Here is a 19782-nt window from a genome sequence, read left to right as displayed (position 1 = left end):
GATGACCTCCGTCCACGAGGGTGACCTCGTTCTCAACGCGCTCGGGCAGATGGGCACGCGCATCGACTGCGCCGGGCACAACCGGCTCGACCTCGAAGGCCCGCAGGTGCTGTGGCTGGTCGCGTCCGGTGCGGTGGACCTGTTCGCGGTCGACGCCGGGCAGCAGGGCCACTGGCACCACCTGGGCCGCCTGGAGGCGGGCTCGTTGCTGCTCGGCCCGGTCGCGGGACCGCAGCACACGCTGGTGGCGCGACCGCTCAGGGACTGCGTCGTACACCGAATAGGGCTGCGCGAGCTGTACCAGCCCGCGAACACGCAGACCTGGTCCTACGACGAGTACGGCAACCCGCAGTACGTACCGCCGCAGACGAGCCCCCTGGAGTACGCCCTCGCCCTGGGCGTCGGCCGCAGCCTCTCCATCCTCTTCCAGGCACCGATGGCCACCGAGCGGGCGGCCGAGGTGACGGACGACGACGTCTTCTGGATGCAGGTGCCGCCCGGCAGCGTGCAGTACGGCTCGCTGTACGGCGCGGAGGCGGCCGCCGACCTGCTGATGGACCCTGCGGTCTGGCAGTCCATGGTCGACCAGCAGTACCGGCTGCTGACCACGCTGGACCGCTGGATCGAGCAGCTTGAGCGCACCCACGAGTCACGCACCGCCGAGGGCATCAAGGCCGGCGAGGCGGTGCGCGCGCAGGCCGACCGGACGCTGCTGGCGTCCATCGGCAAGCGCGGCGACAAGCGGACGACGGCCGCCGACGCGGACGCGAGTCACGCGGCCTGCAAGCTGGTCGCCGAGGCAGCCGGGATCACGCTGGCCGAGCCGGCGCAGAGCGGCACCGAGAGCGACCGGCTCGACCCGGTCGAGCGGGTGGCCATCGCCTCCCGGGTGCGCACCCGGGCCGTACGGCTGGACGGGCGATGGTGGCGGGACAACGTGGGACCGCTGGTCGGTCACCGGGCGCTGTCCGGTGCGCCGGTCGCGCTGCTGTGGCGGCGCGGCGGCTATGTGGCCGTGCATCCGGCGACCGGCCGTGAGACGCCGATCGAGAAGGCCAACGCGGAGGAGTTCGAGCCGCGTGCGGTGATGTTCTACCGGCCGTTGCCCGACCGCGCGTTGAGCCCGCTGAGGCTGCTGCGGTTCAGCATGCGGGGCACCCGCGGGGATCTGACCAACCTCCTGATCAGTGGTCTGATCACCGTCGCGATCGGCGCGCTGGTCCCGATCGCGACCGGCAAGGTGCTCGGCGAGTTCGTGCCGAAGGCGCAGACCGGGCTGATCGTGCAGTTCTGTCTGGCCGTGATGATCAGCAGTGTCGTGGCGGCGGCCTTCATGCTGCTGCAGAACCTGACGATCCTGCGTCTTGAGGGCCGGATCGAGGCGACGCTGCAACCGGCCCTGTGGGACAGGCTGCTGCGGCTGCCCACGAAGTTCTTCACCGAGCGCTCGACCGGCGAGCTGGCGAGCCAGGCCATGGGCATCAGCGCGATCCGCCGCCTGATGGCCGGAGTCGGCCCGGTCGTCGCGTCGTCGGTGACGGTCGGCGCGATGAATCTGGCGTTGCTGTTCTGGTACAGCGTGCCGATGGCCATGGCGGCGATCGGCATGCTCGTCGTCATCGCGGCCGTGTTCCTGGGGCTCGGGCTGTGGCAGGTGCGCTGGCAGCGGCGGCTGGTGGTGCTCAGCAACAAGCTGAACAACCAGGCGTTCCAGACGCTGCGCGGGCTACCGAAGCTGCGGGTCGCGGCGGCCGAGAACTACGCGTACGCCTCCTGGGCGTCACAGTTCGCGCGCAGCCGTGAGCTCCAGCAGCGGGTGGGGCGGATCAAGAACCTCACCACGGTGATGGGCGCGGTCTATCTGCCGGTATGCACGCTGCTGATGTTCATGCTGCTGGCGGGTCCGGCGCGCGGGACGATGTCGGCGGCCGCGTTCCTCACCTTCAACACCTCGGTGACGATGCTGCTGACCTCGGTCACCCAGCTGACCGGCTCGTTCGTGTCGGCGGTGGCCGCGCTGCCGCTGTTCGAGGAGATCAAGCCGGTGCTTCAGGCCACGCCGGAGGTGCGCACGGCGAGCACCCGGCCGGGCCCGCTGACCGGGGCGATCGAGGCGCGCCGGCTGTCCTTCCGGTACTCCGACGACGGCCCCCTGGTCCTCGACGACGTGTCCTTCGACGTCGGGTCGGGCGAGTTCGTGGCGATCGTCGGCCCCAGCGGCTGCGGCAAGTCGACACTGCTCAGGCTGCTGATCGGCTTCGACAGGCCGGTCTCGGGCAGTGTGCTGTACGACGGCCAGGACCTGTCGGCGCTGGACCAGTCGGCCGTACGGCGGCAGTGCGGGGTGGTGCTCCAGCACGCCCAGCCGTTCACCGGGTCCATCCTGGACGTCATCTGCGGCACCGAGCCGTACACGCCGGAGGAGGCGATGGCGGCGGCCGAGATGGCGGGGCTCGCCGAGGACATCAAGCGGATGCCCATGGGGCTGCACACCATCGTCTCGGGCAGCGGCGCGATCTCCGGCGGTCAGCGGCAGCGGCTGATGATCGCCCAGGCGCTGATCCGCCGCCCGCGCATCCTCTTCTTCGACGAGGCGACCAGCGCCCTCGACAACGAGACGCAGCGCACGGTCATCGAGTCCACCAAGGCCCTCAACGCCACCCGCATCGTCATCGCGCACCGCCTGTCCACGGTGCTGGACGCCGACCGCGTGATCGTGATGGAGGACGGCAAGGTGGCTCAGCAGGGGCCTCCGGCGCAGCTGCTCGCGGACACGGGCGGGCGCCTGCACGAGCTGGTGCGACGCCAGATGGCCTGACCGTCAGGCCGATCCGTCAGGCGTCCACGCCCGGGATCGGGGCGCCGGAGGGGAAACCGGCGGCGACATAGCCGTCGTAGAGCCCCTTCCACGGCGCCTCGGCCCCGGCGTGCGGCCCCTCGAAACGTTCCCCGCGCGCGTGGGCGTCGAGGGCGGTCAGGCAGACCTCCCAGCCGGCGCTGTTGCGGGCGGCGGTGTTCTCGGCGCCGAGGACGTTGGTGAGGGTGAATCGCGTGCGTCCCTCGTCAAGGGCCTCCAGGTCGAAGTGCAGTTCGTCGCCGCCCCACTCGAAGGAGAGGTGGCGCGGCTCGTCGACCGCGATGACCCGGCCCGTGGAGTCCGCCATGTTCGGGTCGCCGCCGAACCTGATCGTGCCGCCGGGGCGCAGCTCGATCTCGGCGCGGGAGGGGAACCAGTGGGCGAGTTCGTCGACGTCGGTCACGAATCGCCAGACGCGCTCGACGGCATGGTCGTAGGTCCGGCTGAAGCGGACGGCCGGGCGGCCGTCGTCCAGGATGAGGTAGGTGCCGGTGAGGTCGGCGGTCATGGGGATCAGTCCTTCGTGACGGGTTCCTCGGGATCGTCCGACGCCTCGTCGAGTCGGCGGCCCAGTTCGTCCAGGCTCGTGTTCCAGAGCCTGCGGTACGGGGCCAGCCAGGCGTCGAGTTCGGCGATGGGGGCGGGCTCCAGAGCGTAGACGCGGCGCTGCCCGTCCTGCCGGACCCGCACCAGGCCCGCCTCCCTCAGCACCTTGAGGTGCTTGGAGGTGCCGGGCTGGCTCAGCCCGCACGCCTCCACGATCTCCCCGACGGGCAAGGGCCGCCGCAGAAGCAGCGCGACGATGGCCCGTCGATGCGGATCGGCGAGGGCGGTCCAGAGCGAGGCGTCGGCCATGGAGCCAATATGCCTCGGCAGTTATATGCCGGTCAAGGGATACGAGCCGGGTCCGTTTCGAAACGTTGCCGTTTCGCCCGCGAGGGTCTAACCTCTTGCGAAGTGAACGAAACCGTTTCGTTTACGTACTCATTACCTTCGCCCGGCTTTCCCTGGAGTTGAGTCCCGATGCCCCAGAAGACCCTGACGGACCGCGCCCCTGCGGGCGCCGTCGAGGCGCCGTCCGCGGCCGCCTCGGCGAAGCGGTGGTGGATCCTCGCGATCATCGCCGTCGCGCAGCTGATGGTGGTCCTGGACGCCACGATCGTGAACATCGCCCTGCCCTCGGCCCAGGCCGACCTCGGCTTCTCCGACGGCAACCGGCAGTGGGTCGTCACCGCCTACGCGCTCGCGTTCGCCTCCCTGCTGCTGCTCGGTGGCCGGATAGCGGACCTCTTCGGCCGCAAGCCCGCCTTCCTCGTCGGCGTCGTCGGCTTCGCGGGCGCGTCCGTCCTGGGCGGCGCCTCGACCGGCTTCGAGATGCTGGTCATCGCACGTGCCCTCCAGGGTGCCTTCGGCGCGCTGCTCGCACCGGCCGCGCTCTCGCTGCTCAACACGACGTTCACCGACGCCCGGGAGCGGGCCAGGGCGTTCAGCGTCTACGGCGCCATCGCCGGTGCCGGTGGCGCGGTGGGCCTGCTGCTCGGCGGTGTGCTGACCGACGCCCTGGACTGGCGCTGGACGCTGTACGTCAACGTGCCCATCGCGGCCCTCGCCTTCGTCGGCGGCTGGCTGCTGCTGAGTAACCACAGGGACGCCGCGAACTCCAAGCTGGACGTGCCGGGCACGATCCTGGTCGCCTCCGGACTGTTCGCCGTGGTCTACGGCTTCTCCAACGCCGAGACGCACGACTGGGGTTCGCCCGAGACCTGGGGCTTCCTGCTGGCCGGCGGTGTGCTGCTGGCGGCGTTCGCCTGGTGGCAGACCCGGGCCGCGCACCCCCTGCTGCCCCTGCGGATCCTGCTCGACCGCAGCCGCGCCGCCTCCTTCCTGACGGTGCTGATCACCGGCGCCGGAATGTTCGGTGTGTTCCTCTTCCTGACCTACTACCTCCAGATCAACCTGGGCTTCAGCCCGACGAAGACAGGGGTCGCGTTCCTGCCGATGGTCGCGGCGCTGATGGTGATGGCGCAGGTCGGCACCACGGTCCTGGTACCACGGCTCGGCCCCAAGGTCGTCCTGCCGCTGGGCTTCGCCATCGCCACCGCCGGCATGGCCTGGCTGACCGGGATCGGCATCGGCTCGGACTACGCGACGGCGGTGCTGCCGCAGCTGATCATCGTCGGTGCGGGCCTCGGTATGGTCATGCCGCCCGCGATGCAGCTGGCCACCGGCGGAGTGGCGGCCGAGGACGCGGGCGTGGCCTCGGCGACGGTCAACGCCATGCAGCAGGTGGGCGGTTCGATCGGTACGGCACTGCTGAACACGCTCGCCGCGAGCGCGGCCACGGACTACCTGTCGGGCCGGGACGCCACCAGCAAGCTGGTGCAGGCCCAGGCGACGATCGAGAGCTACACGACCGCCTTCTGGTGGTCGGCGGGCTTCTTCGCCGCGGGTGCCCTCATCGCCTTCGTGCTCTTCCGCCCCGGCGTGCCGCAGCAGGACGAGTCCGCCGCACCGGTCGTCCACATGTGAGCCGCCTGACCGCCTGACCCCCAGGTCCGAGGGGCCGCCGTCCGCAGGGAGACGGTGGCCCCTCTTCCCTGTCCGGGTCCGGCGCTTGTGTCATGCGGGCGGCGCACAGGGGCTGACGCCGTTGGCCCGACCGGGAAACGGGTACTCGCGGACGTATGCGAATCAGCGTGGTGGATGTGGGGTCGAACACGGTCCGGTTGGTGGTGGCTGATGCGGAGGGCGGGGTGCCGCTTCCGGTGCACACCGCCAAGTGGCGGCTACGGCTGTCGGAACAGGTCAGACCCGGGGAGGCCGTCCCGGAGGAGGCCATCGAGCGGCTGGTCCAGGCGGTCTCGGCGGCGGACCGCACCGCGCTCCGGTGGGGCGCGACCTCACCCCTGGCCTTCGCGACCGCCGTGGTACGCGCCGCCCCGAACCGCCGGGACGTGCTGCGCGCCGTGCGGACGCGGACGGGCGTGCCCCTGTGCACGCTGCCGGGCGAGGTGGAGGCAGAGCTGACGTTTCTCGGGGCGCGGCGGTGGATGGGTTGGCGGTCGGGGCCGCTCGCGCTGCTGGACATCGGCGGCGGCTCGCTCGAAGTGGCCTTCGGACGCGGCCGGTTGCCCGACTTCGTGGCGTCGCTGCCGCTCGGCGCGGCACGGCTGACCCATGAGTTCTTCGAGGGCGAGGATCCGCCGACGACCACGCGGGTACGCGCACTGCGCCGCAAGGTCCGCCACCAACTGCGGGACGTCGCGGCCCGGATCCGCTGGGAGGGCCCGCGCACGGCGGCGGCCACCTCGCGTACGTTCCAGCAGCTGGGCCGGTTATGCGGGGCGGCGGCGGGGCGTCACGGGCCGTTCGTGGAACGGCAGTTGGCGCGCTCGGACCTGCGCGAGGCCGTCGGCCGCCTCTGTCTGCTGCCCGCCGCCGAACGCGCCCTGCTTCCCGGCATCTCCGCCCCGCGTGCCGCACAGAGCCTGGCCGGCGCCGTGGTCGCGCACACCGCGATGAAGCTGATCGGCGTGCGCGGGGTCACGATCTGTCCGTGGGCGATCCGCGAAGGGGTCATGCTGCGGCACATAGAGGACGGAGCCGCCTGGTGGGCGGAGGTGTCCCGCCTCGACGAGGAGGCCACCCCTGCCGAGCCGGTACCGCTGCGGATCGCGCCCGCGACCAGCTGACCGCCACCGACGGCAGGGGCCGAGCGCGGGCGCCCGCACACCTCGCACGACTTGGCCGACGACCGAAGGAGAGACCCGTGTCCGACGAGAGGAAGCCGCGGGAGGAACAGCCGGAGACGGCGCTGGAGGAGGTGCTGAAGGAGATGTCGGACGCCGCCCACCGCACCGACGACTCCGCCGATCGGCGCCGACGCAGGGGCGAGGCCGGTGAGGCGATCACCCCGAACGAACGGGCCCAGGAGGAGTCCGAGGGCGAGTGACGGGCCACGCGCCGCCGGGCGGCACTCCGGGCGGGTGGCCCGGCGTGCCCCGGGTACTCGGCGGCCATGGCACACGACGTCCACAGCGCGCGGGAAGACCAGGGACCCCGGCTGCCGTCCGCGCGGGGCCCCCTCTCCGCCGCCGTCGAGGAGTATCTGCGGGGTACGGGCCCGCCACCCCGGAGCCAGGACGTCGCGAGCGCGTCCGGCTACGGCGACGATCTCCAGCTGGCCCTGTACCTCTGCTACGAGCTGCACTACCGCGGCTTCGCCGGCGTGCCCGAGTCCTACGAGTGGGACCCGGACCTGCTCCGCGTCCGCGCGGCGCTGGAGCACCGCTTCCTGACCGCCCTGCGCGCCGACGTCCCCGCCCGCGACAGCGTGGAGGACGCGCTGGCCGACCTCCTCATCGAGCCCGTCGACGGCGGCGGCGTCAGCCACTACCTGTCCGCCGAGGGCGAATTGTGGCAGGTACGCGAGTACGCGGCCCAGCGTTCCCTGTACCACCTGAAGGAGGCGGATCCGCACGCCTGGGTGCTGCCGAGGCTGTGGGGCAGGGCCAAGGCCGGCATGGCGGCGGTGGAGTTCGACGAGTACGGCGGCGGCCGCCCCGACCGCGTCCACGCGCGCCTCTTCGCCGACCTGATGACCGACCTCGGGCTGGTCACGACGTACGGGCACTATCTCGACGAGGGCACCGCTCAGGCCCTGGCCACGGTCAACCTGATGTCCCTGCTCGGTCTGCACCGGGCGTTGCGCGGAGCGCTCGTCGGCCACTTCGCCGCGGTCGAGATCACCTCGTCGCCCGCCTCGCGGCGGCTGGCCGAGGCGATGCGCCGCACGGGCGCCGGGCCCGCCGCCGAGCACTTCTACGACGAGCATGTCGAGGCCGACGCGGTGCACGAACAGGTCGTACGGCACGAGGTCATCGGCGGCCTGCTCGCCGAGGAGCCGCTTCTCGCTGCGGACGTGGCCTTCGGGATCGAGGTCACCGGCCATCTGGAGGACCGCTTCGCCGACCGGCTGCTCGGCGCCTGGCGCGCGGGACGGACGTCGCTGCACCAGGGCCCTAGGTCCGTAATTCCCCTTATTTCCTGAATGCCGGGGTACCCGGGGCCGGTGAAAACACTGGTACCACCGGGCGTGTACGCCCCTCAGGAAGACACCGACCTGCTGGCAGGGGCCCTGCGCGACGAGCCGCTGCCGGACGGCGCGGCCGTCCTCGACGTGGGCACCGGTTCGGGCGCGCTGGCGATCGAGGCCGCCCGGCGCCGCGGTACGCGGGTGACCGCGGTGGACGTGTCCTGGCGGGCGGTGTGCACGGCACGGCTGAACGCCCGGCTGGCCCGGCGCCAGGTCCACATCCGGCACGGCAACCTCTTCGCCCCGGTCAGGGGGCAGTCGTTCGACCTCATCCTGGCCAATCCGCCCTATGTGCCCGCGCCCGAGTCCGCCCACTCGCCGCGTGGCGCGGCCCGCGCCTGGGACGCCGGACGGGACGGACGGCTCGTCCTCGACCGGATCTGCCGGGAGGCCCCCGCCCTGCTGCGCCCCGGCGGTGTCCTGCTGGTCGTGCACTCGGCGCTCAGCTGTCCCGACCGGACGCTGACGCACCTGCGCGGGGCGGGGCTGAAGGCGTCCGTGACGCGGCGTCGCGTGATCCCGTTCGGGCCGGTGCTGCGCTCGCGCGAGGGCTGGCTGCGGGAGCGCCGTCTGGTGGCAGCCACCGATCGGAGGGAAGAGCTGGTGGTCGTCCGTGCCGAACTCCCCGTCTGACGAACCGCGCCGGATCAAGGTCCAGCGCCAGGGCCCCGTCCTGGTGGAGGGGCCGGTCGAGGTGGAGCTGGAGGACGGCACCGTCGTCGCCTCCGACCGCTTCCGCGTCGCCCTGTGCACCTGTCGTCGCAGTCGCCGCTACCCGTGGTGCGACACCAGCCACCGCGACCGTGCGAAGAACCGTCCGCCGCACAACACGCCGGAGGAGACAACCTGCCCACGGGACAGCTGACTTCGGATGTCCACGGGACAGTCGGCCTCCTCACGTGCCGGGGCGGTCCCGAGGTGCCGGCCAGGCGGCCCCACTCCGCCTGGCCGACCCCCGGTGCGAGATCGCAAGGGGCCCTCGGCAGCACTCGCACTCCCCATCCGCGAGCCGCTGCCGAACTGCACGGGACCCGCGATCCCGGTCCTCAGAACGCGAAGAGGCTCGTGGTGTAGGAGCCCTTCACGCACTCGTTGCCGAACGTGCGCTGATAGGACACGCGCTGGCCCTGCCAGACCCCGTCGACCGTGACGATCACGGGGTCGTACTGCTTGGTGCAGAGCACGCCGTCTCTACTCCTCAGGGCGTCGAAGTTCCCGCCCACACTGCGCAGTTCGACGCACGCGGAGGCGGCATCGGGATGGGTACCCGAGGGCGTCGGGGCGCAGCTCAGGGTGACGGCGCGCACCGGCGTCGTCAGGGTGGCGTCGTCGCCGTGGGCCAGGGTGAGCACCAGCGCCGACGGGGCGTAGAGCGAGGCGGGGGCGGCGTCCGGGGCGGCGAGGGCGGATCCGGTCAGGGGTCCGCAGACGGCGGTGGCCGTGAGAGCGAGGGTCGCTGCCCAGCGCGCGGTGTTCCGCATTGTGTGCATCCTTCCGCTTGATTCGGGGGTGTGCCGGCTCCGGCGCGATCGGTGCCGGAGCGACGAGCGGGAGTCTGCCGAGTCCGCGACGGAAGGTCACATCGACACCACGTGTTTCAGTAACCTTGCGTATTGAATCAGTGGCGTGAAGTAACGGAGTTCGAACGTTCCAACGCCGGAACTTGGCGGTTCTTGATCGTTCCAAGCCGTCGAGTGGCCGGATCTCGCACGCTGATTAATAGGCCTGAAACATTCCGGTTGAGCCCTCGGCGGACACGTCCGTACCCCCTTGTGTTCATGGAGAGTCCGAGTAATCGTCATTACATGATTACGAGCGAGCAACGAGAGAAGCTGCGCGGCTGGCTCGCCGGCCGCGTGCCGGACGACCTCTTCGAGGAGCTGACCGAGGTGACGGTCGACCGCGAGGAGATCACCGTGATCGGCCGCATCCCCGCACCCCACCTGGGCGAGGACGTCTCGGCCGCGGAGCGCGAGGCGGCCGTGGAGGGCCGGATCCAGGAGTTCCGGGAGCGCACCCGGGAGGCACGGATCGCCGTGGCCCGGGACGCCGAACACCGGTTCCGCCGGAAGGTCTCCTGGGGCGTGGAGTGCGGCACCGAGCGCGCCCTGTTCACCCATGTCGCCGCCCCCGTGATGACCCGGCTGCGACAGCCCGAACGCCAGGTCCTCGACACCCTGATCGCAGGCGGCGTCGCCCGCAGCCGCAGCGACGCCCTCGCCTGGTGCGTACGACTGGTCCAGCGACACACCGACGACTGGCTCACCGAACTGCGCGAGTCCCTGGAGAACGTGCAGCGGGTGCGGGCGCAGGGGCCGGACGCGGAATCGGAGGAGGCGCCCGAGGACACCGAGTGACGGAGGCTTCGTCCGCTGCCGGCACCGAAGGCTCTTCCCCGAACTTCGGGCGCATACGGGCCGGAGGGCACTGTCAGTGCCGTCGGCTAGCTTGCCCTCATGACTGAATTCGTTCTGGTGGCGGGTGCGAAGCTGGGTGCGTGGGCCTGGGACGAGGTGGTGCCCGGGTTGCGGGCGGCCGGGCACGGGGCGCATGCGCTGACCTTGTCCGGGCTGGCCGAGAAGCGGGGCACGCCGGCCGGGCAGCAGACCCATGTGCGGGACATCGTCGAGGAGGTGGAGCGTCTCGACCTGCGGGACGTGGTACTGGTCGGGCACAGCTACTCGGGCATACCGGTCGGGCAGGCCGCCGAGCGCATCGGTGACCGGCTGGCACGGGTGGTGTACGTCGACGCGAGCGTCCCGGCCGACGGGAAGTCGTTCCTGTGGGGTTGGCCGAGCGACGGGGTGCGGGCGGCGATCGAGGGGAACGACGGCTTCTGGCCGTCCTTCTCGGCCGAGGACCTGGCGGACCAGGACCTCACCGACCAGCAGATCGCCCGGATCGTCCGCGACTCGACGCCGCACCCCGGCGCCTCGCTCACCGAACCGGCCGTCGTGCCCCGTTCGCTCGCCGAGTTGCCGTCGACCTACGTCAAGTGTCTGCTGGACTGGCCCGAGCCGAGCGACGACGTCGCCGAACTCCTCAAGAGCGACCGCTGGCAGCTGGTGACCATGGACACCGGCCACTGGCCGATGTTCTCCCAGCCGCACGAACTGGCCCGCATCCTGCACGAGTCGGTGGCCTCCCCCTGATCCACTCCCCCGCCTACCGGTCGGTATGGTCGGCGTACAGCGCGTTCTCACTGACGAGAGGCGGGGCGTACGCATGGGCAAGCACTGGGCGGACTTCCAGTACGAGATCTATCTGAACGGGATCACGGGGGCCGTGCCCCGGCTGCCCACCGATCTGACCCGGCTGGAGGAGCTGACCGAGCAGCGCCTCGGTCCCGGCCCCGTCGGCTATGTGGCGGGCAGCGCGGGCGACGGCAGCACCGCCCGCGCCAACCGGGCGGCGCTCAGGCGCCGCAGGATCGTGCCGCGCATGCTGCGGGACGTGCACGAACGGGACCTGTCCGTCGAGGTGCTGGGCCGCGCCCTGCCCGCCCCGCTGGCCCTCGCGCCCGTCGGCGTGCTGTCGATCATGCACCCGGACGCGGAGTGCGCGGCCGCCCGGGCCGCGGCGGCGCAGGGCGTGCCGTTCATCCTCTCCTCGGCGTCCAGCACCCCGATGGAGCAGGTCGCGGAGGCGATGGGGGACGCCGAGCGCTGGTTCCAGCTGTACTGGCCGAAGGACCCGGAGGTGGCCCGCAGTTTCCTCGGCCGGGCGAAGGCGGCCGGGTTCACCGCGCTCGTCGTCACCCTGGACACACCGATGCTGGCCTGGCGGCCTCGCGACCTCGACCAGGCGTATCTGCCGTTCCTGCACGGCGTGGGCACCGCCAACTACTTCTCCGACCCGGCCTTCCGGGCGGGCCTGGCCAAGCCGGTGCACGAGGATCCGAACGCGGCCGTGATGCACTTCGTCGGCATGTTCTCGGACCCCGCCAAGACCTGGCCCGACCTGGCCTTCCTGCGGGAGAACTGGGACGGCCCGATCGTGCTGAAGGGCATCCTGCACCCGGACGACGCCCGCGCGGCCGCCGACGCCGGGATGGACGGGATCGTCGTCTCCAACCACGGCGGCCGACAGGTGGCCGGCTCCGTCGGCGCGGCGGACGCCCTGCCCCGGGTCGTCGAGGCGGTCGGCGACCGGCTGACCGTCCTCTTCGACAGCGGCGTGCGCACCGGCGACGACATCTTCAAGGCCCTCGCGCTCGGCGCGCGGGCGGTGCTCGTCGGACGGCCGTACGCGTACGGGCTCGGCCTCGACGGCCAGGCCGGCGTCGAGCACGTGATCCGCTGTCTGCTCGCCGAACTCGACCTCACCCTCGCCCTGTCCGGGCACGCCACTCCCGCCACGATCGGCCCCGCCGACCTCATCGAGGAGTCCGCATGACCGCCACGAACGCCACCAAGAACGTCCTCGCCGTCATCCCGCCGCACGTGGGCGGCCGTGAGATCGGCGCCGGGCTCGCCACGCTGTTCCCGGGGAGTGCGAACGTCACCGTCGTCGAGGCGGCCGACGAGAACCCGGTCGCGCTGCGCGCCGCGCACGCCGTGATCACCGCGCTCGCCCCGGTGACCGCCGAACACCTCGCCGCCGCACCGGAGTTGGAGCTGGTGCAGTGCGCGAGCCACGGCTTCGACTACGTCGACATGGCGGCGGCGCGCGAGCGCGGGGTGAGCGTGTGCAACATCGGTTCCAGCGGTGCCGAGGCGCAGAACGTGGCCGAGCAGACCTTCGCCCTGATGCTCGCCCTGGCCAAGCAGCTGATCGCCGCCCACACCGCGCTGGTCGAGGCCGACTGGGCACTCCCCCGGCTCCAGCACTCCCTGACCGAACTGTCCGGCAAGACACTCGGCATCGTGGGTCTGGGGCAGATCGGGCGTGAAGTCGCCCGCCGCGCGACGGCGTTCGACATGAGCGTGGTCTACGCCGGCCGCCGCCGGCAGCCCCCGGAGACGGAGGCCGCCCTCGGCGGCGCCCGCCACGTCCCACTCGACGAACTGCTGCGCACCGCCGACTACGTCTCCCTGCACGCCCCGCTCACCGACGAGACCCGGCACCTGCTGGACGCCGAGCGCCTCGCGCTCCTCAAGCCGACGGCGTTCGTCATCAACACCGCCCGCGGCGCCCTGATCGACCAGGACGCCCTCGCTGACGCGCTGGAGAAGGGCGCGGTGGCCGGTGCGGGCATCGACGTCTTCGACCCCGAACCCCCCACCCCGGCCCTGCGCCTGCTGCGCGCCCCGAACGTGGTGCTCTCCCCGCACGCCGGCGGCGTCACCCGCGAGACCCTGGTCCGCATCGCGCTGGCAGCCGTCCAGAACGTGACGACCTTCCTGTCGGGCGAGGCACCTCGGGACGTGGTGAACCAGGGCCTGTCGTTCGGGTCGGCATGATCCAAACAACAGACCCTAGGCCGGCGGTCTCGAGGGCGGGCTCCGGAACAGTCGCCCCGCGCGACCACACCACCTCCAGCTCACCTCCTAGGCGTTCTCCTCCCTCACCCGTACCGCCCGCACCCCGGGCGTCTCGATCTCCGCATTCGAGAGCGACCCGGGACTCGCCGACGCCGACGGGTCGGTCAGCCAGCGCTGGGAGTCCGAGTCGTCGCGGACCTTGACCACGATGTCCGCGGACTTGTCGGCGATGGTAGGGGCGACGGCGAGTCTCTTGTCCCAGCGGGGCAGTAACTCGCCCTGCACGGTGAGGTCGTAGCGCACGTCGTCGGCCCGTTCGGAGTCTTCGTCGGCGCACTTGCCGAGGATCACCACGCCGGCGTCCTTGTGGGAGTCGAGGCACAGCTCGGGGGCCGCCACGCTGCGCAGCAGACCGTCCTTCTCGTACGACCACTGCTGGGTCTCGTCGTCCGAGCACTCCGCCAGCTCGGTCCCGGCACCGGCCTTCGGCTCGCCCCGGACGTCGAGACACAGGTCGGCTTCGGCGTTGCGGAAGCCGGCCCGGCGCGGTGCGTTGGGGAGTTGGGCGGCGCCCGGTGGGGAGGTGGACGCCGCGGGGGGTGACTGGGAGGCGGTGTTGCCGCCGGTGGCGGAGGCGGCCGGGTCGACCCCGTCGTCGTCCGAGAGCAGACCAGCGGCGAGCATGATCGCGACCAGTCCGGCCGAGGCCACGCCCACGCCCGTGAGCAGCGTCCGCGAGGAGCGCGGGCCGCCGGGTGTCCGGCGGATCTGCGCGGGGATCCGGGACATGAGGTGACGTCGTGCGGCGCCGTGCCGGGCGGCGCCGCGGGCGCGGGGTGCGGAGGACCGCGTACGGCCCGGTCTGGTGTCCAGGTAGCGGCGCGCGCCCCAGCCGAGCACCGCCTCGGCGATGAGCACGCCCAACCCGCCCTCGAAATGGCTCAGTTGTTCGGCGGCGTTACGGCAGTAGCGGCACTGCGTCAGATGCTGCTGGACATCCGGCAGCAAGGCCCCGCCCCGGCGAATCGGAACGTCGAGGAGGCGGTTGTAGAACCGGCAATCCTTGGTCGGCGCGAGTTCCCGATGGGCATGTACACAACCTTCGCGGAATTTATCACGCGCTTGTTCGAGAGCGGCCGAGGCGGTGACGGTATCCATGCCCAACAGACCGGCGGGCACGCTTAACGGCTCGGCTTCGACCTCGGTATGCCAGAGCAGACAGCGGGCAAGTCCCGGAAGCGACTGAAATGACCGATCGGCGAGCCTGCGATTTTCCGGCGTCATGGACTTCGCGGTCCGCATACCGCGACCGCCCGCGGGTTTCCCCAGCTCCGGCAGAACACCCGCTATTCGGTCGTCCGCCGACCACTGCCGGACCGCGTCCCGGACTGCCACGAGCAGCCGGGGGCGCAGCGCGGCGGCCGGTTCACCGAGCGCCAGGCGGTCGAGGACCTGATGGAACGCGGCGGCGGTGACCATGTCGGCGGCCGTCTCCGGGGAGGCGAGGCAGATCTGCGCGTACGCGTGGACCGGTTGCCAGTGCCGCGCCATGAGGAGCGCGACGGACGGAGCCGCCTCGCCGTCCGGACGGCCCCGCAACCGGGCGGCGAGGCCTTCGTCGGATTCCTCCGGTTCCCCGCCGGGCGGGGGGTAAGGAGGGCGAGGGGGGTGGGGGGTGGGCACTGAACGGATTCCTTCCCACGCTCACGACACGGAAGTTCCCTTCGCCGAAAAGGACCGAGCGACTTGGTGTGTACCTCTTCGGCACGAGCGGGGGGAGCAGGAATTCGCCCACGTCCATCCGCCCCGGTTCCTCACGGAACGCATGAGACCCGGCCTTTTCCACCCCCCACCGGTAGTTCACCCTTGCACAGCACACGGATGGCCAACAAGACACTTGGGCAACATCCGCACCTTTGAAAGAAAGTCAGATTCGGCGGCAACTCACCGCACGCGCGCGAGCTTTCGACATTCCATGCGCCCCGTGTGAAACGCACGCCCACGCCGCCGCACCACGCACGCTCCCCGGCGCGCACGCCCGTGTAGTCCACTGGAAGCGGCCCTCTCGGAAGGCCCCGCGCAGGGACGGCGGCTCTCCTGCGCGTCATGGGCCGCCGACCCCGTTCCTCCCGCCCTCGGTCGGCGGCCCCAGGGCGGCGGGGACGGGGAACGCCCCGGGGCGGCGGTGTGGCGGGGCGGCCCGATTCAGATCTGCCAGGAGCGCAGCCGGTCGGCCGCGCCGTACACGTCGACCTTTCCGGAGATCAGGTCGCGCGCGAGGTCGACGAGGGCGCCGTAGGGCGGGTCGATGCCGACGCCGCTGACGAACATGTAGGCCACCGCGGACGCGCAGGCGAACCGGGCGTTGGCCGAGGGCAGCGGCTTGAGCAGGGCCAGGGTGTGCAGCAGCGCGGCGGCCCGCCAGGCCGGGTCGGAGTCGACGCCCAGCCGGGGCGGATCCACGCGATGGCGGGCGACGGCGGCGACCAACGCGCTGAAGTCGTTGATCGTGGGCTGGTCCGGCAGGACCTCTTCGTGGCGCTGCAGCAGCCAGGGCACGTCGATATGGATGACGGGTGCCATGGGTCAGGCGGCCCGCCCCTCGCCCTTGGCGGACGGTTCGTCGTCCGGGAAGGCGGCCGCGAACTCGTCGGCGTGCGACGCGAAGAACCGGCGGAACGCCTCGGCGCCCTCCTGAAGTGCCCGGTGCCGGGCTATGTCGGCCGCCGCGGCCTCGCGCACGAGCGCCTTCATCGACGTACCGCGTTCCTTGGCGATCTGCCGCAGGTCCTCGAGCTCGCGGTCGCTGAACTCCACGTTGAGAGCTGGCATGGCTTCACGGTACCGCTCGGGTACTCACGCGTAAATACGTGCAGGTCAAGTGTGATGCACGCCGGTACCAGGCGGCTACGGACCGCCCTGCGCCGCCCGCTGTCGCCCACCCGGAAATCCGAGACGTGGGTCACATTCAACCCCTGGATGTCACATTCCGGCCTCCGCCGGCCCTCGCAGTAGTGAGCGCGCACTGGGAGGCCACCGCATGTCCGACACCCCCGCACCCGTCACCGCCGACGACGCGACCGGCGTCTTCGTCGAGCACCGCGAGCTGATGTTCGGCGTCGTCTACAACATCCTCGGCAGCGTCGCCGACACCGAGGACGTCCTCCAGGAGACCTGGCTGTCCTGGACGGCGCGGGGCGGGGGCGCGCCGCTCGACGGGGTCGACCACCCGCGGGCGTATCTCGTGCGGATCGCCGTGAACCACGCGCTGACCCGGAGGGCCGCGATCAGCCGTCGCCGGGAGACGTACGTCGGCCCATGGCTGCCCGAGCCGCTGGTCGCGGTCGACGAGGGCGACGGCGTCGAGGACCCGGCCCTGCGCACCGAGTCCGTGTCGCTGGCGATGCTGGTCGTGCTGGAGTCGCTGTCGCCACTGGAACGCGCGGTGTTCGTGCTGCACGAGGTGTTCGGGTACGCGCACACGGAGATCGCGGAGATCATCGACCGCAACCCGGCGGCCGTACGGCAGCTGGCGCATCGCGCGCGAGGCCATGTGCACGCGCGGCGGCCGCAGTACGAGGCACATCCGCGGGTGCGCCGGGAGGCTACCGAACGGTTCGTGCGGGCCGCGGTGGGCGGCGACATCGCCGAGCTCATGGAGGTCCTCGCGCCGGACGTCACCGTGTGGACGGACGCCGGCGGCAAACGCAAGCCGGCCGCGCTGCGTCCCGTGCACGGCCGCGACAAGGCGCTGCGGTTCTTCGGTGGGTACGGGAAGAAGGGTGGTGCGGGCCGTCTGGAGCTGCGCCACCGGCGCGTGAACGGCGACGACGCGGTGGTGCTGTTCCAGGGCGGGGAGCCGTACGCCGTGCTGGTCCTGGATCTCACGCCGGACGGCGACCGGGTCTGCGGTGTCTACGTCGTGAGCAACCCCGACAAGCTGACGCATGTGCCCCGGGGGGCGGCGTGAGTGCCCGGGAGGTGCCGGCCGGGAGAGGCGAGCGGGTCGCGGACTGGTTCGACGGGCGGCTCGGCATCCACACCCTCGGCCGGAAGTACCTGCGCAAGGTCTTCCCCGACCACTGGTCCTTCCTGCTCGGCGAGATCTGCCTGTACAGCTTCGTCGTGCTGGTCCTGACCGGTGTGTACCTCACCCTGTTCTTCCATCCGTCGATGAACGAGGTGACGTACCAAGGCAGTTACACGCCGCTCAACGGAGTCCGCATGTCCGAGGCGTACGCCTCCACGCTGGACATCAGCTTCGACGTGCGCGGCGGGCTGCTGATCCGGCAGCTGCACCATTGGGCGGCGCTGGTCTTCGTCGCCGGGATGCTCACGCACATGATGCGGCACTTCTTCACCGGCTCGTTCCGCAAGCCTCGGGAGATCAACTGGCTGTTCGGCTGGTCCCTGCTGTTCCTCGGCCTGTTCGAGGGCCTCTTCGGCTACTCGCTGCCGGACGACCTGCTGTCGGGGACGGGCCTGCGGTTCGTGAACGGCGCGCTGCTGTCGGTGCCGATCGTCGGGACGTATCTGTCGATGTTCCTGTTCGGCGGGGAGTTCCCCGGCCATGACATCGTTGCCCGCTTCTACTCCCTGCACGTCCTGGTGATCCCCGGCATCATGGCGGCGCTGGTCGTGGCGCACGTCCTGCTGGTCGTGTACCACAAGCACACCCAGTTCGCGGGGCCCGGCCGCACCGAACGCAATGTCGTCGGCGCCCCGTTCATACCGGTCTACCTGGCGAAGGCGGGCGGCTTCTTCTTCCTGGTCTTCGGCGCGCTCACGTTCATGGCGGCGGTCGCTTCGATCAACCCGGTCTGGTCCTACGGCCCCTACCGCGCCGACCAGGTCTCCACCGGCGCCCAGCCCGACTGGTATCTGGGCTTCGCGGAGGGGCTGGTCCGGGTCATGCCGGGCTGGGAGATCACCCTGTGGGGCCACACCCTCGTGCTCGGTGTGCTGATCCCGGTCGTGGTCTTCCCGCTGCTGCTCGTGTTCATCGGCGTGTATCCGTTCCTGGAGGCCTGGGTCACGGGCGACAAGCGCGAGCACCATCTCCTCGACCGCCCTCGCAACCGCCCTGTCCGCACGGGGATCGGAGCGGCCTGGATCAGCCTCTATCTGATCCTGCTGGCGGGCGGCGGCAACGACATCGTGGCGACCCGCCTGCATCTGTCGATCAACGCGGTGACATGGACGATACGCATCGCGGCCCTGCTCGTCCCGGTACTGGTGTTCGTCGTCACCCGCCGCATCTGCCTGGGTCTCCAGCTCCAGGACAGGGAACGCGTGTTGCACGGCCGGGAGACCGGCCTGATCAAGCGGCTGCCGCACGGCGAGTACGTCGAGGTGCACCAGCCGCTGGACCGGGCGGCGCTGCACACCCTGACCGCCCACGAACGACCGGGCCGACTCGTGGAGCACGAGCCACGAAGCATCGAGTAGGCGACCTGGCACCCAACACCAGGTGCCCGGGCCATGTATTCCTGCCCCGCCCTACAACCCCCGGTGACGTCCCGGGTGTCACACCCCATGCCGGCACCCCACCCACCGCTCCGGCACGACAACGGACCTCACCACCAACGGAGTTCACGTGCGCATGCGCCTACTGGCCGCCGGATCGACCGCGGCCGCCGCCCTCGTCCTGCTCACCGGCGTCCTGGTCGCCCCGTCCGCCCACGCGGCGGACCGCGACTTCACCATGACCCTCACCAGCAGCACCGCCACCACCGACTTCGACCACCGCGCGGTCGACCTGGCCGGCACGCTGACCCGGCCGGACGGGACGCCCGCCGCGGACACCCCGGTCCAGCTCGAACAGTCCGTCCTGTTCGACACCTGGAACCCGTGGGGCGACCCCATCGACCCGACCGAATGGGAGACCCGGAGTCTGGGCACCGTCCGCACGGACGCCGAGGGACGGTTCACGCTGGACGACGTCCCGGCCGACCGCTGGGACGACCGGCCCAGCCCCTACCTCACTCCCCGCCACGAAGTGCTGTTCCGCGCCATGTACGACACTGACCCCAGCGACGGCCAAATGGCGTTCGCCGGCACCGCCGTGAAGGTCGAGCCCCTCGCGAGCTCCCTGTCCTACCGGGTCAGCAGGGTCGTCGTGCACCCTGGCGCCGGCCTCACCGTCACCGGCAAGGTCACCTGGCCCGCCGGGCACGGCCCGGTCGCCGGGACCCGGGTGTTCCTGCGGCAGTACTTCGAGAGCCAGTACAACGCGCGGACCACCACGGACGCCGACGGCGACTTCACCATCCACACCAAGGTCCGGGCGTACGACCACGACTTCGTGCTCTTCTCGGCCCCCGACGACTACTACCTGGCGGGCGCGAGCAAGGAGCTCCCGGTCAGGAACATCACGCAGTAGCCACGACCGGAAGCCCGCCGCCGCA

The 19782-nt window shown here is 71.3% G+C and carries 20 protein-coding genes; 14 read left to right on the top strand and 6 right to left on the bottom strand.

Annotation, left to right across the window (positions count from 1 at the left end):
- Window position 1: 1 nt before the first annotated feature.
- Window positions 2-2818, top strand: a complete 2817-nt coding sequence (locus ACZ4UU_RS27750; RefSeq protein ID WP_471906080.1) for an NHLP bacteriocin export ABC transporter permease/ATPase subunit — start codon at window positions 2-4, stop codon at window positions 2816-2818.
- A 16-nt stretch (window positions 2819-2834) separates the two neighbouring features.
- Here ACZ4UU_RS27750 and ACZ4UU_RS27745 read toward each other — a convergent pair whose 3' ends face one another.
- Window positions 2835-3365, bottom strand: a complete 531-nt coding sequence (locus tag ACZ4UU_RS27745; protein WP_471906079.1) for an SRPBCC family protein — start codon at window positions 3363-3365, stop codon at window positions 2835-2837.
- A 5-nt stretch (window positions 3366-3370) separates the two neighbouring features.
- Complete coding sequence (locus tag ACZ4UU_RS27740) at window positions 3371-3712, bottom strand: ArsR/SmtB family transcription factor (protein ID WP_471906078.1); 342 nt, start codon at window positions 3710-3712, stop codon at window positions 3371-3373.
- 168 nt (window positions 3713-3880) lie between these two features.
- Here ACZ4UU_RS27740 and ACZ4UU_RS27735 point away from each other — a divergent pair, with 168 nt between their 5' ends.
- From ACZ4UU_RS27735 to ACZ4UU_RS27710, 6 genes are all read left to right on the top strand, one after another.
- A complete protein-coding gene (locus ACZ4UU_RS27735; RefSeq protein ID WP_471906077.1) occupies window positions 3881-5386 on the top strand; it encodes an MFS transporter in 1506 nt (501 codons plus the stop codon).
- Between the two features lie 155 nt (window positions 5387-5541).
- The gene (locus tag ACZ4UU_RS27730) at window positions 5542-6549 is read left to right on the top strand and encodes a Ppx/GppA family phosphatase (protein WP_471906076.1); all 1008 of its coding nucleotides are present in this window, start codon (window positions 5542-5544) and stop codon (window positions 6547-6549) included.
- Window positions 6550-6626: 77 nt separating this feature from the next.
- Window positions 6627-6809 carry a hypothetical protein gene (locus tag ACZ4UU_RS27725; RefSeq protein ID WP_471906075.1) on the top strand — a complete coding sequence of 61 codons (183 nt, stop codon included), beginning with the start codon at window positions 6627-6629 and terminating at the stop codon, window positions 6807-6809.
- A gap of 66 nt (window positions 6810-6875) precedes the next feature.
- Complete coding sequence (locus ACZ4UU_RS27720; protein ID WP_471906074.1) at window positions 6876-7907, top strand: iron-containing redox enzyme family protein; 1032 nt, start codon at window positions 6876-6878, stop codon at window positions 7905-7907.
- Complete coding sequence (locus ACZ4UU_RS27715) at window positions 7908-8585, top strand: HemK2/MTQ2 family protein methyltransferase (protein ID WP_471906073.1); 678 nt, start codon at window positions 7908-7910, stop codon at window positions 8583-8585.
- Complete coding sequence (locus ACZ4UU_RS27710; RefSeq protein WP_471906072.1) at window positions 8566-8817, top strand: CDGSH iron-sulfur domain-containing protein; 252 nt, start codon at window positions 8566-8568, stop codon at window positions 8815-8817. Before ACZ4UU_RS27715 ends, ACZ4UU_RS27710 begins: the two co-directional genes overlap by 20 nt.
- Window positions 8818-8998: 181 nt before the next feature.
- On the opposite strand, the gene ACZ4UU_RS27705 is transcribed toward ACZ4UU_RS27710, so the two are convergent.
- The gene (locus tag ACZ4UU_RS27705; RefSeq protein ID WP_471906071.1) at window positions 8999-9433 is read right to left on the bottom strand and encodes a subtilase-type protease inhibitor; all 435 of its coding nucleotides are present in this window, start codon (window positions 9431-9433) and stop codon (window positions 8999-9001) included.
- Between the two features lie 324 nt (window positions 9434-9757).
- On the opposite strand from ACZ4UU_RS27705, the gene ACZ4UU_RS27700 reads away from it, so the two are divergent.
- The 4 genes from ACZ4UU_RS27700 to ACZ4UU_RS27685 all read left to right on the top strand — a co-directional run bounded on the left by ACZ4UU_RS27700 (window position 9758) and on the right by ACZ4UU_RS27685 (window position 13354).
- Complete coding sequence (locus tag ACZ4UU_RS27700; RefSeq protein WP_471906070.1) at window positions 9758-10309, top strand: hypothetical protein; 552 nt, start codon at window positions 9758-9760, stop codon at window positions 10307-10309.
- Between the two features lie 99 nt (window positions 10310-10408).
- Complete coding sequence (locus tag ACZ4UU_RS27695; protein ID WP_471906069.1) at window positions 10409-11104, top strand: alpha/beta fold hydrolase; 696 nt, start codon at window positions 10409-10411, stop codon at window positions 11102-11104.
- Window positions 11105-11177: 73 nt separating this feature from the next.
- Window positions 11178-12347 (top strand): lactate 2-monooxygenase, encoded by a 1170-nt coding sequence (locus tag ACZ4UU_RS27690; protein WP_471906068.1) that lies wholly within the window; start codon window positions 11178-11180, stop codon window positions 12345-12347.
- Window positions 12344-13354 carry a 2-hydroxyacid dehydrogenase gene (locus ACZ4UU_RS27685; protein ID WP_471906067.1) on the top strand — a complete coding sequence of 337 codons (1011 nt, stop codon included), beginning with the start codon at window positions 12344-12346 and terminating at the stop codon, window positions 13352-13354. The genes ACZ4UU_RS27690 and ACZ4UU_RS27685 overlap by 4 nt, the downstream gene beginning before the upstream one ends.
- Window positions 13355-13441: 87 nt before the next feature.
- Here ACZ4UU_RS27685 and ACZ4UU_RS27680 read toward each other — a convergent pair whose 3' ends face one another.
- From ACZ4UU_RS27680 to ACZ4UU_RS27670, 3 genes are all read right to left on the bottom strand, one after another.
- Window positions 13442-15058: a ricin-type beta-trefoil lectin domain protein gene (locus ACZ4UU_RS27680; RefSeq protein ID WP_471906066.1), complete on the bottom strand. Its 1617-nt coding sequence runs from the start codon at window positions 15056-15058 to the stop codon at window positions 13442-13444.
- A 522-nt stretch (window positions 15059-15580) separates the two neighbouring features.
- Complete coding sequence (locus ACZ4UU_RS27675) at window positions 15581-15958, bottom strand: toxin Doc (protein ID WP_128435748.1); 378 nt, start codon at window positions 15956-15958, stop codon at window positions 15581-15583.
- A gap of 3 nt (window positions 15959-15961) precedes the next feature.
- On the bottom strand, window positions 15962-16207 hold the full coding sequence (locus ACZ4UU_RS27670; RefSeq protein WP_048578995.1) for a hypothetical protein: 246 nt from the start codon (window positions 16205-16207) through the stop codon (window positions 15962-15964).
- Between the two features lie 208 nt (window positions 16208-16415).
- On the opposite strand from ACZ4UU_RS27670, the gene sigJ reads away from it, so the two are divergent.
- The 3 genes from sigJ (at window position 16416) to ACZ4UU_RS27655 (ending at window position 19757) form a co-directional block, all read left to right on the top strand.
- On the top strand, window positions 16416-17345 hold the full coding sequence (sigJ, locus tag ACZ4UU_RS27665; RefSeq protein ID WP_471906065.1) for an RNA polymerase sigma factor SigJ: 930 nt from the start codon (window positions 16416-16418) through the stop codon (window positions 17343-17345).
- The gene (qcrB, locus tag ACZ4UU_RS27660) at window positions 17342-18823 is read left to right on the top strand and encodes a cytochrome bc1 complex cytochrome b subunit (RefSeq protein WP_471906064.1); all 1482 of its coding nucleotides are present in this window, start codon (window positions 17342-17344) and stop codon (window positions 18821-18823) included. Before sigJ ends, qcrB begins: the two co-directional genes overlap by 4 nt.
- 154 nt (window positions 18824-18977) lie before the next feature.
- Window positions 18978-19757 carry an acyl carrier protein gene (locus ACZ4UU_RS27655; RefSeq protein WP_471906063.1) on the top strand — a complete coding sequence of 260 codons (780 nt, stop codon included), beginning with the start codon at window positions 18978-18980 and terminating at the stop codon, window positions 19755-19757.
- Window positions 19758-19782 lie beyond the last annotated feature (25 nt).

The sequence above is a fragment of the Streptomyces sp. NPDC028907 genome (assembly GCF_055564995.1).
Note: the sequence above shows the minus strand (reverse complement) of the source record. Positions and strands in the feature narration are given on the sequence as shown.

Coding starts and splice junctions, on each gene's coding strand:
- ACZ4UU_RS27735 (WP_471906077.1), top strand. CDS start 3,881: ATGCCCCAGAAGACCCTGACGGACCGCGCCCCTGCGGGCGCCGTCGAG.
- ACZ4UU_RS27690 (WP_471906068.1), top strand. CDS start 11,178: ATGGGCAAGCACTGGGCGGACTTCCAGTACGAGATCTATCTGAACGGG.
- ACZ4UU_RS27715 (WP_471906073.1), top strand. CDS start 7,908: ATGCCGGGGTACCCGGGGCCGGTGAAAACACTGGTACCACCGGGCGTG.
- ACZ4UU_RS27730 (WP_471906076.1), top strand. CDS start 5,542: ATGCGAATCAGCGTGGTGGATGTGGGGTCGAACACGGTCCGGTTGGTG.
- ACZ4UU_RS27675 (WP_128435748.1), bottom strand. CDS start 15,958: ATGGCACCCGTCATCCATATCGACGTGCCCTGGCTGCTGCAGCGCCAC.
- ACZ4UU_RS27705 (WP_471906071.1), bottom strand. CDS start 9,433: ATGCGGAACACCGCGCGCTGGGCAGCGACCCTCGCTCTCACGGCCACC.
- ACZ4UU_RS27740 (WP_471906078.1), bottom strand. CDS start 3,712: ATGGCCGACGCCTCGCTCTGGACCGCCCTCGCCGATCCGCATCGACGG.
- ACZ4UU_RS27685 (WP_471906067.1), top strand. CDS start 12,344: ATGACCGCCACGAACGCCACCAAGAACGTCCTCGCCGTCATCCCGCCG.
- ACZ4UU_RS27700 (WP_471906070.1), top strand. CDS start 9,758: ATGATTACGAGCGAGCAACGAGAGAAGCTGCGCGGCTGGCTCGCCGGC.
- sigJ (WP_471906065.1), top strand. CDS start 16,416: ATGTCCGACACCCCCGCACCCGTCACCGCCGACGACGCGACCGGCGTC.
- ACZ4UU_RS27750 (WP_471906080.1), top strand. CDS start 2: ATGACCTCCGTCCACGAGGGTGACCTCGTTCTCAACGCGCTCGGGCAG.
- ACZ4UU_RS27745 (WP_471906079.1), bottom strand. CDS start 3,365: ATGACCGCCGACCTCACCGGCACCTACCTCATCCTGGACGACGGCCGC.
- ACZ4UU_RS27695 (WP_471906069.1), top strand. CDS start 10,409: ATGACTGAATTCGTTCTGGTGGCGGGTGCGAAGCTGGGTGCGTGGGCC.
- ACZ4UU_RS27670 (WP_048578995.1), bottom strand. CDS start 16,207: ATGCCAGCTCTCAACGTGGAGTTCAGCGACCGCGAGCTCGAGGACCTG.
- ACZ4UU_RS27655 (WP_471906063.1), top strand. CDS start 18,978: ATGCGCCTACTGGCCGCCGGATCGACCGCGGCCGCCGCCCTCGTCCTG.
- ACZ4UU_RS27720 (WP_471906074.1), top strand. CDS start 6,876: ATGGCACACGACGTCCACAGCGCGCGGGAAGACCAGGGACCCCGGCTG.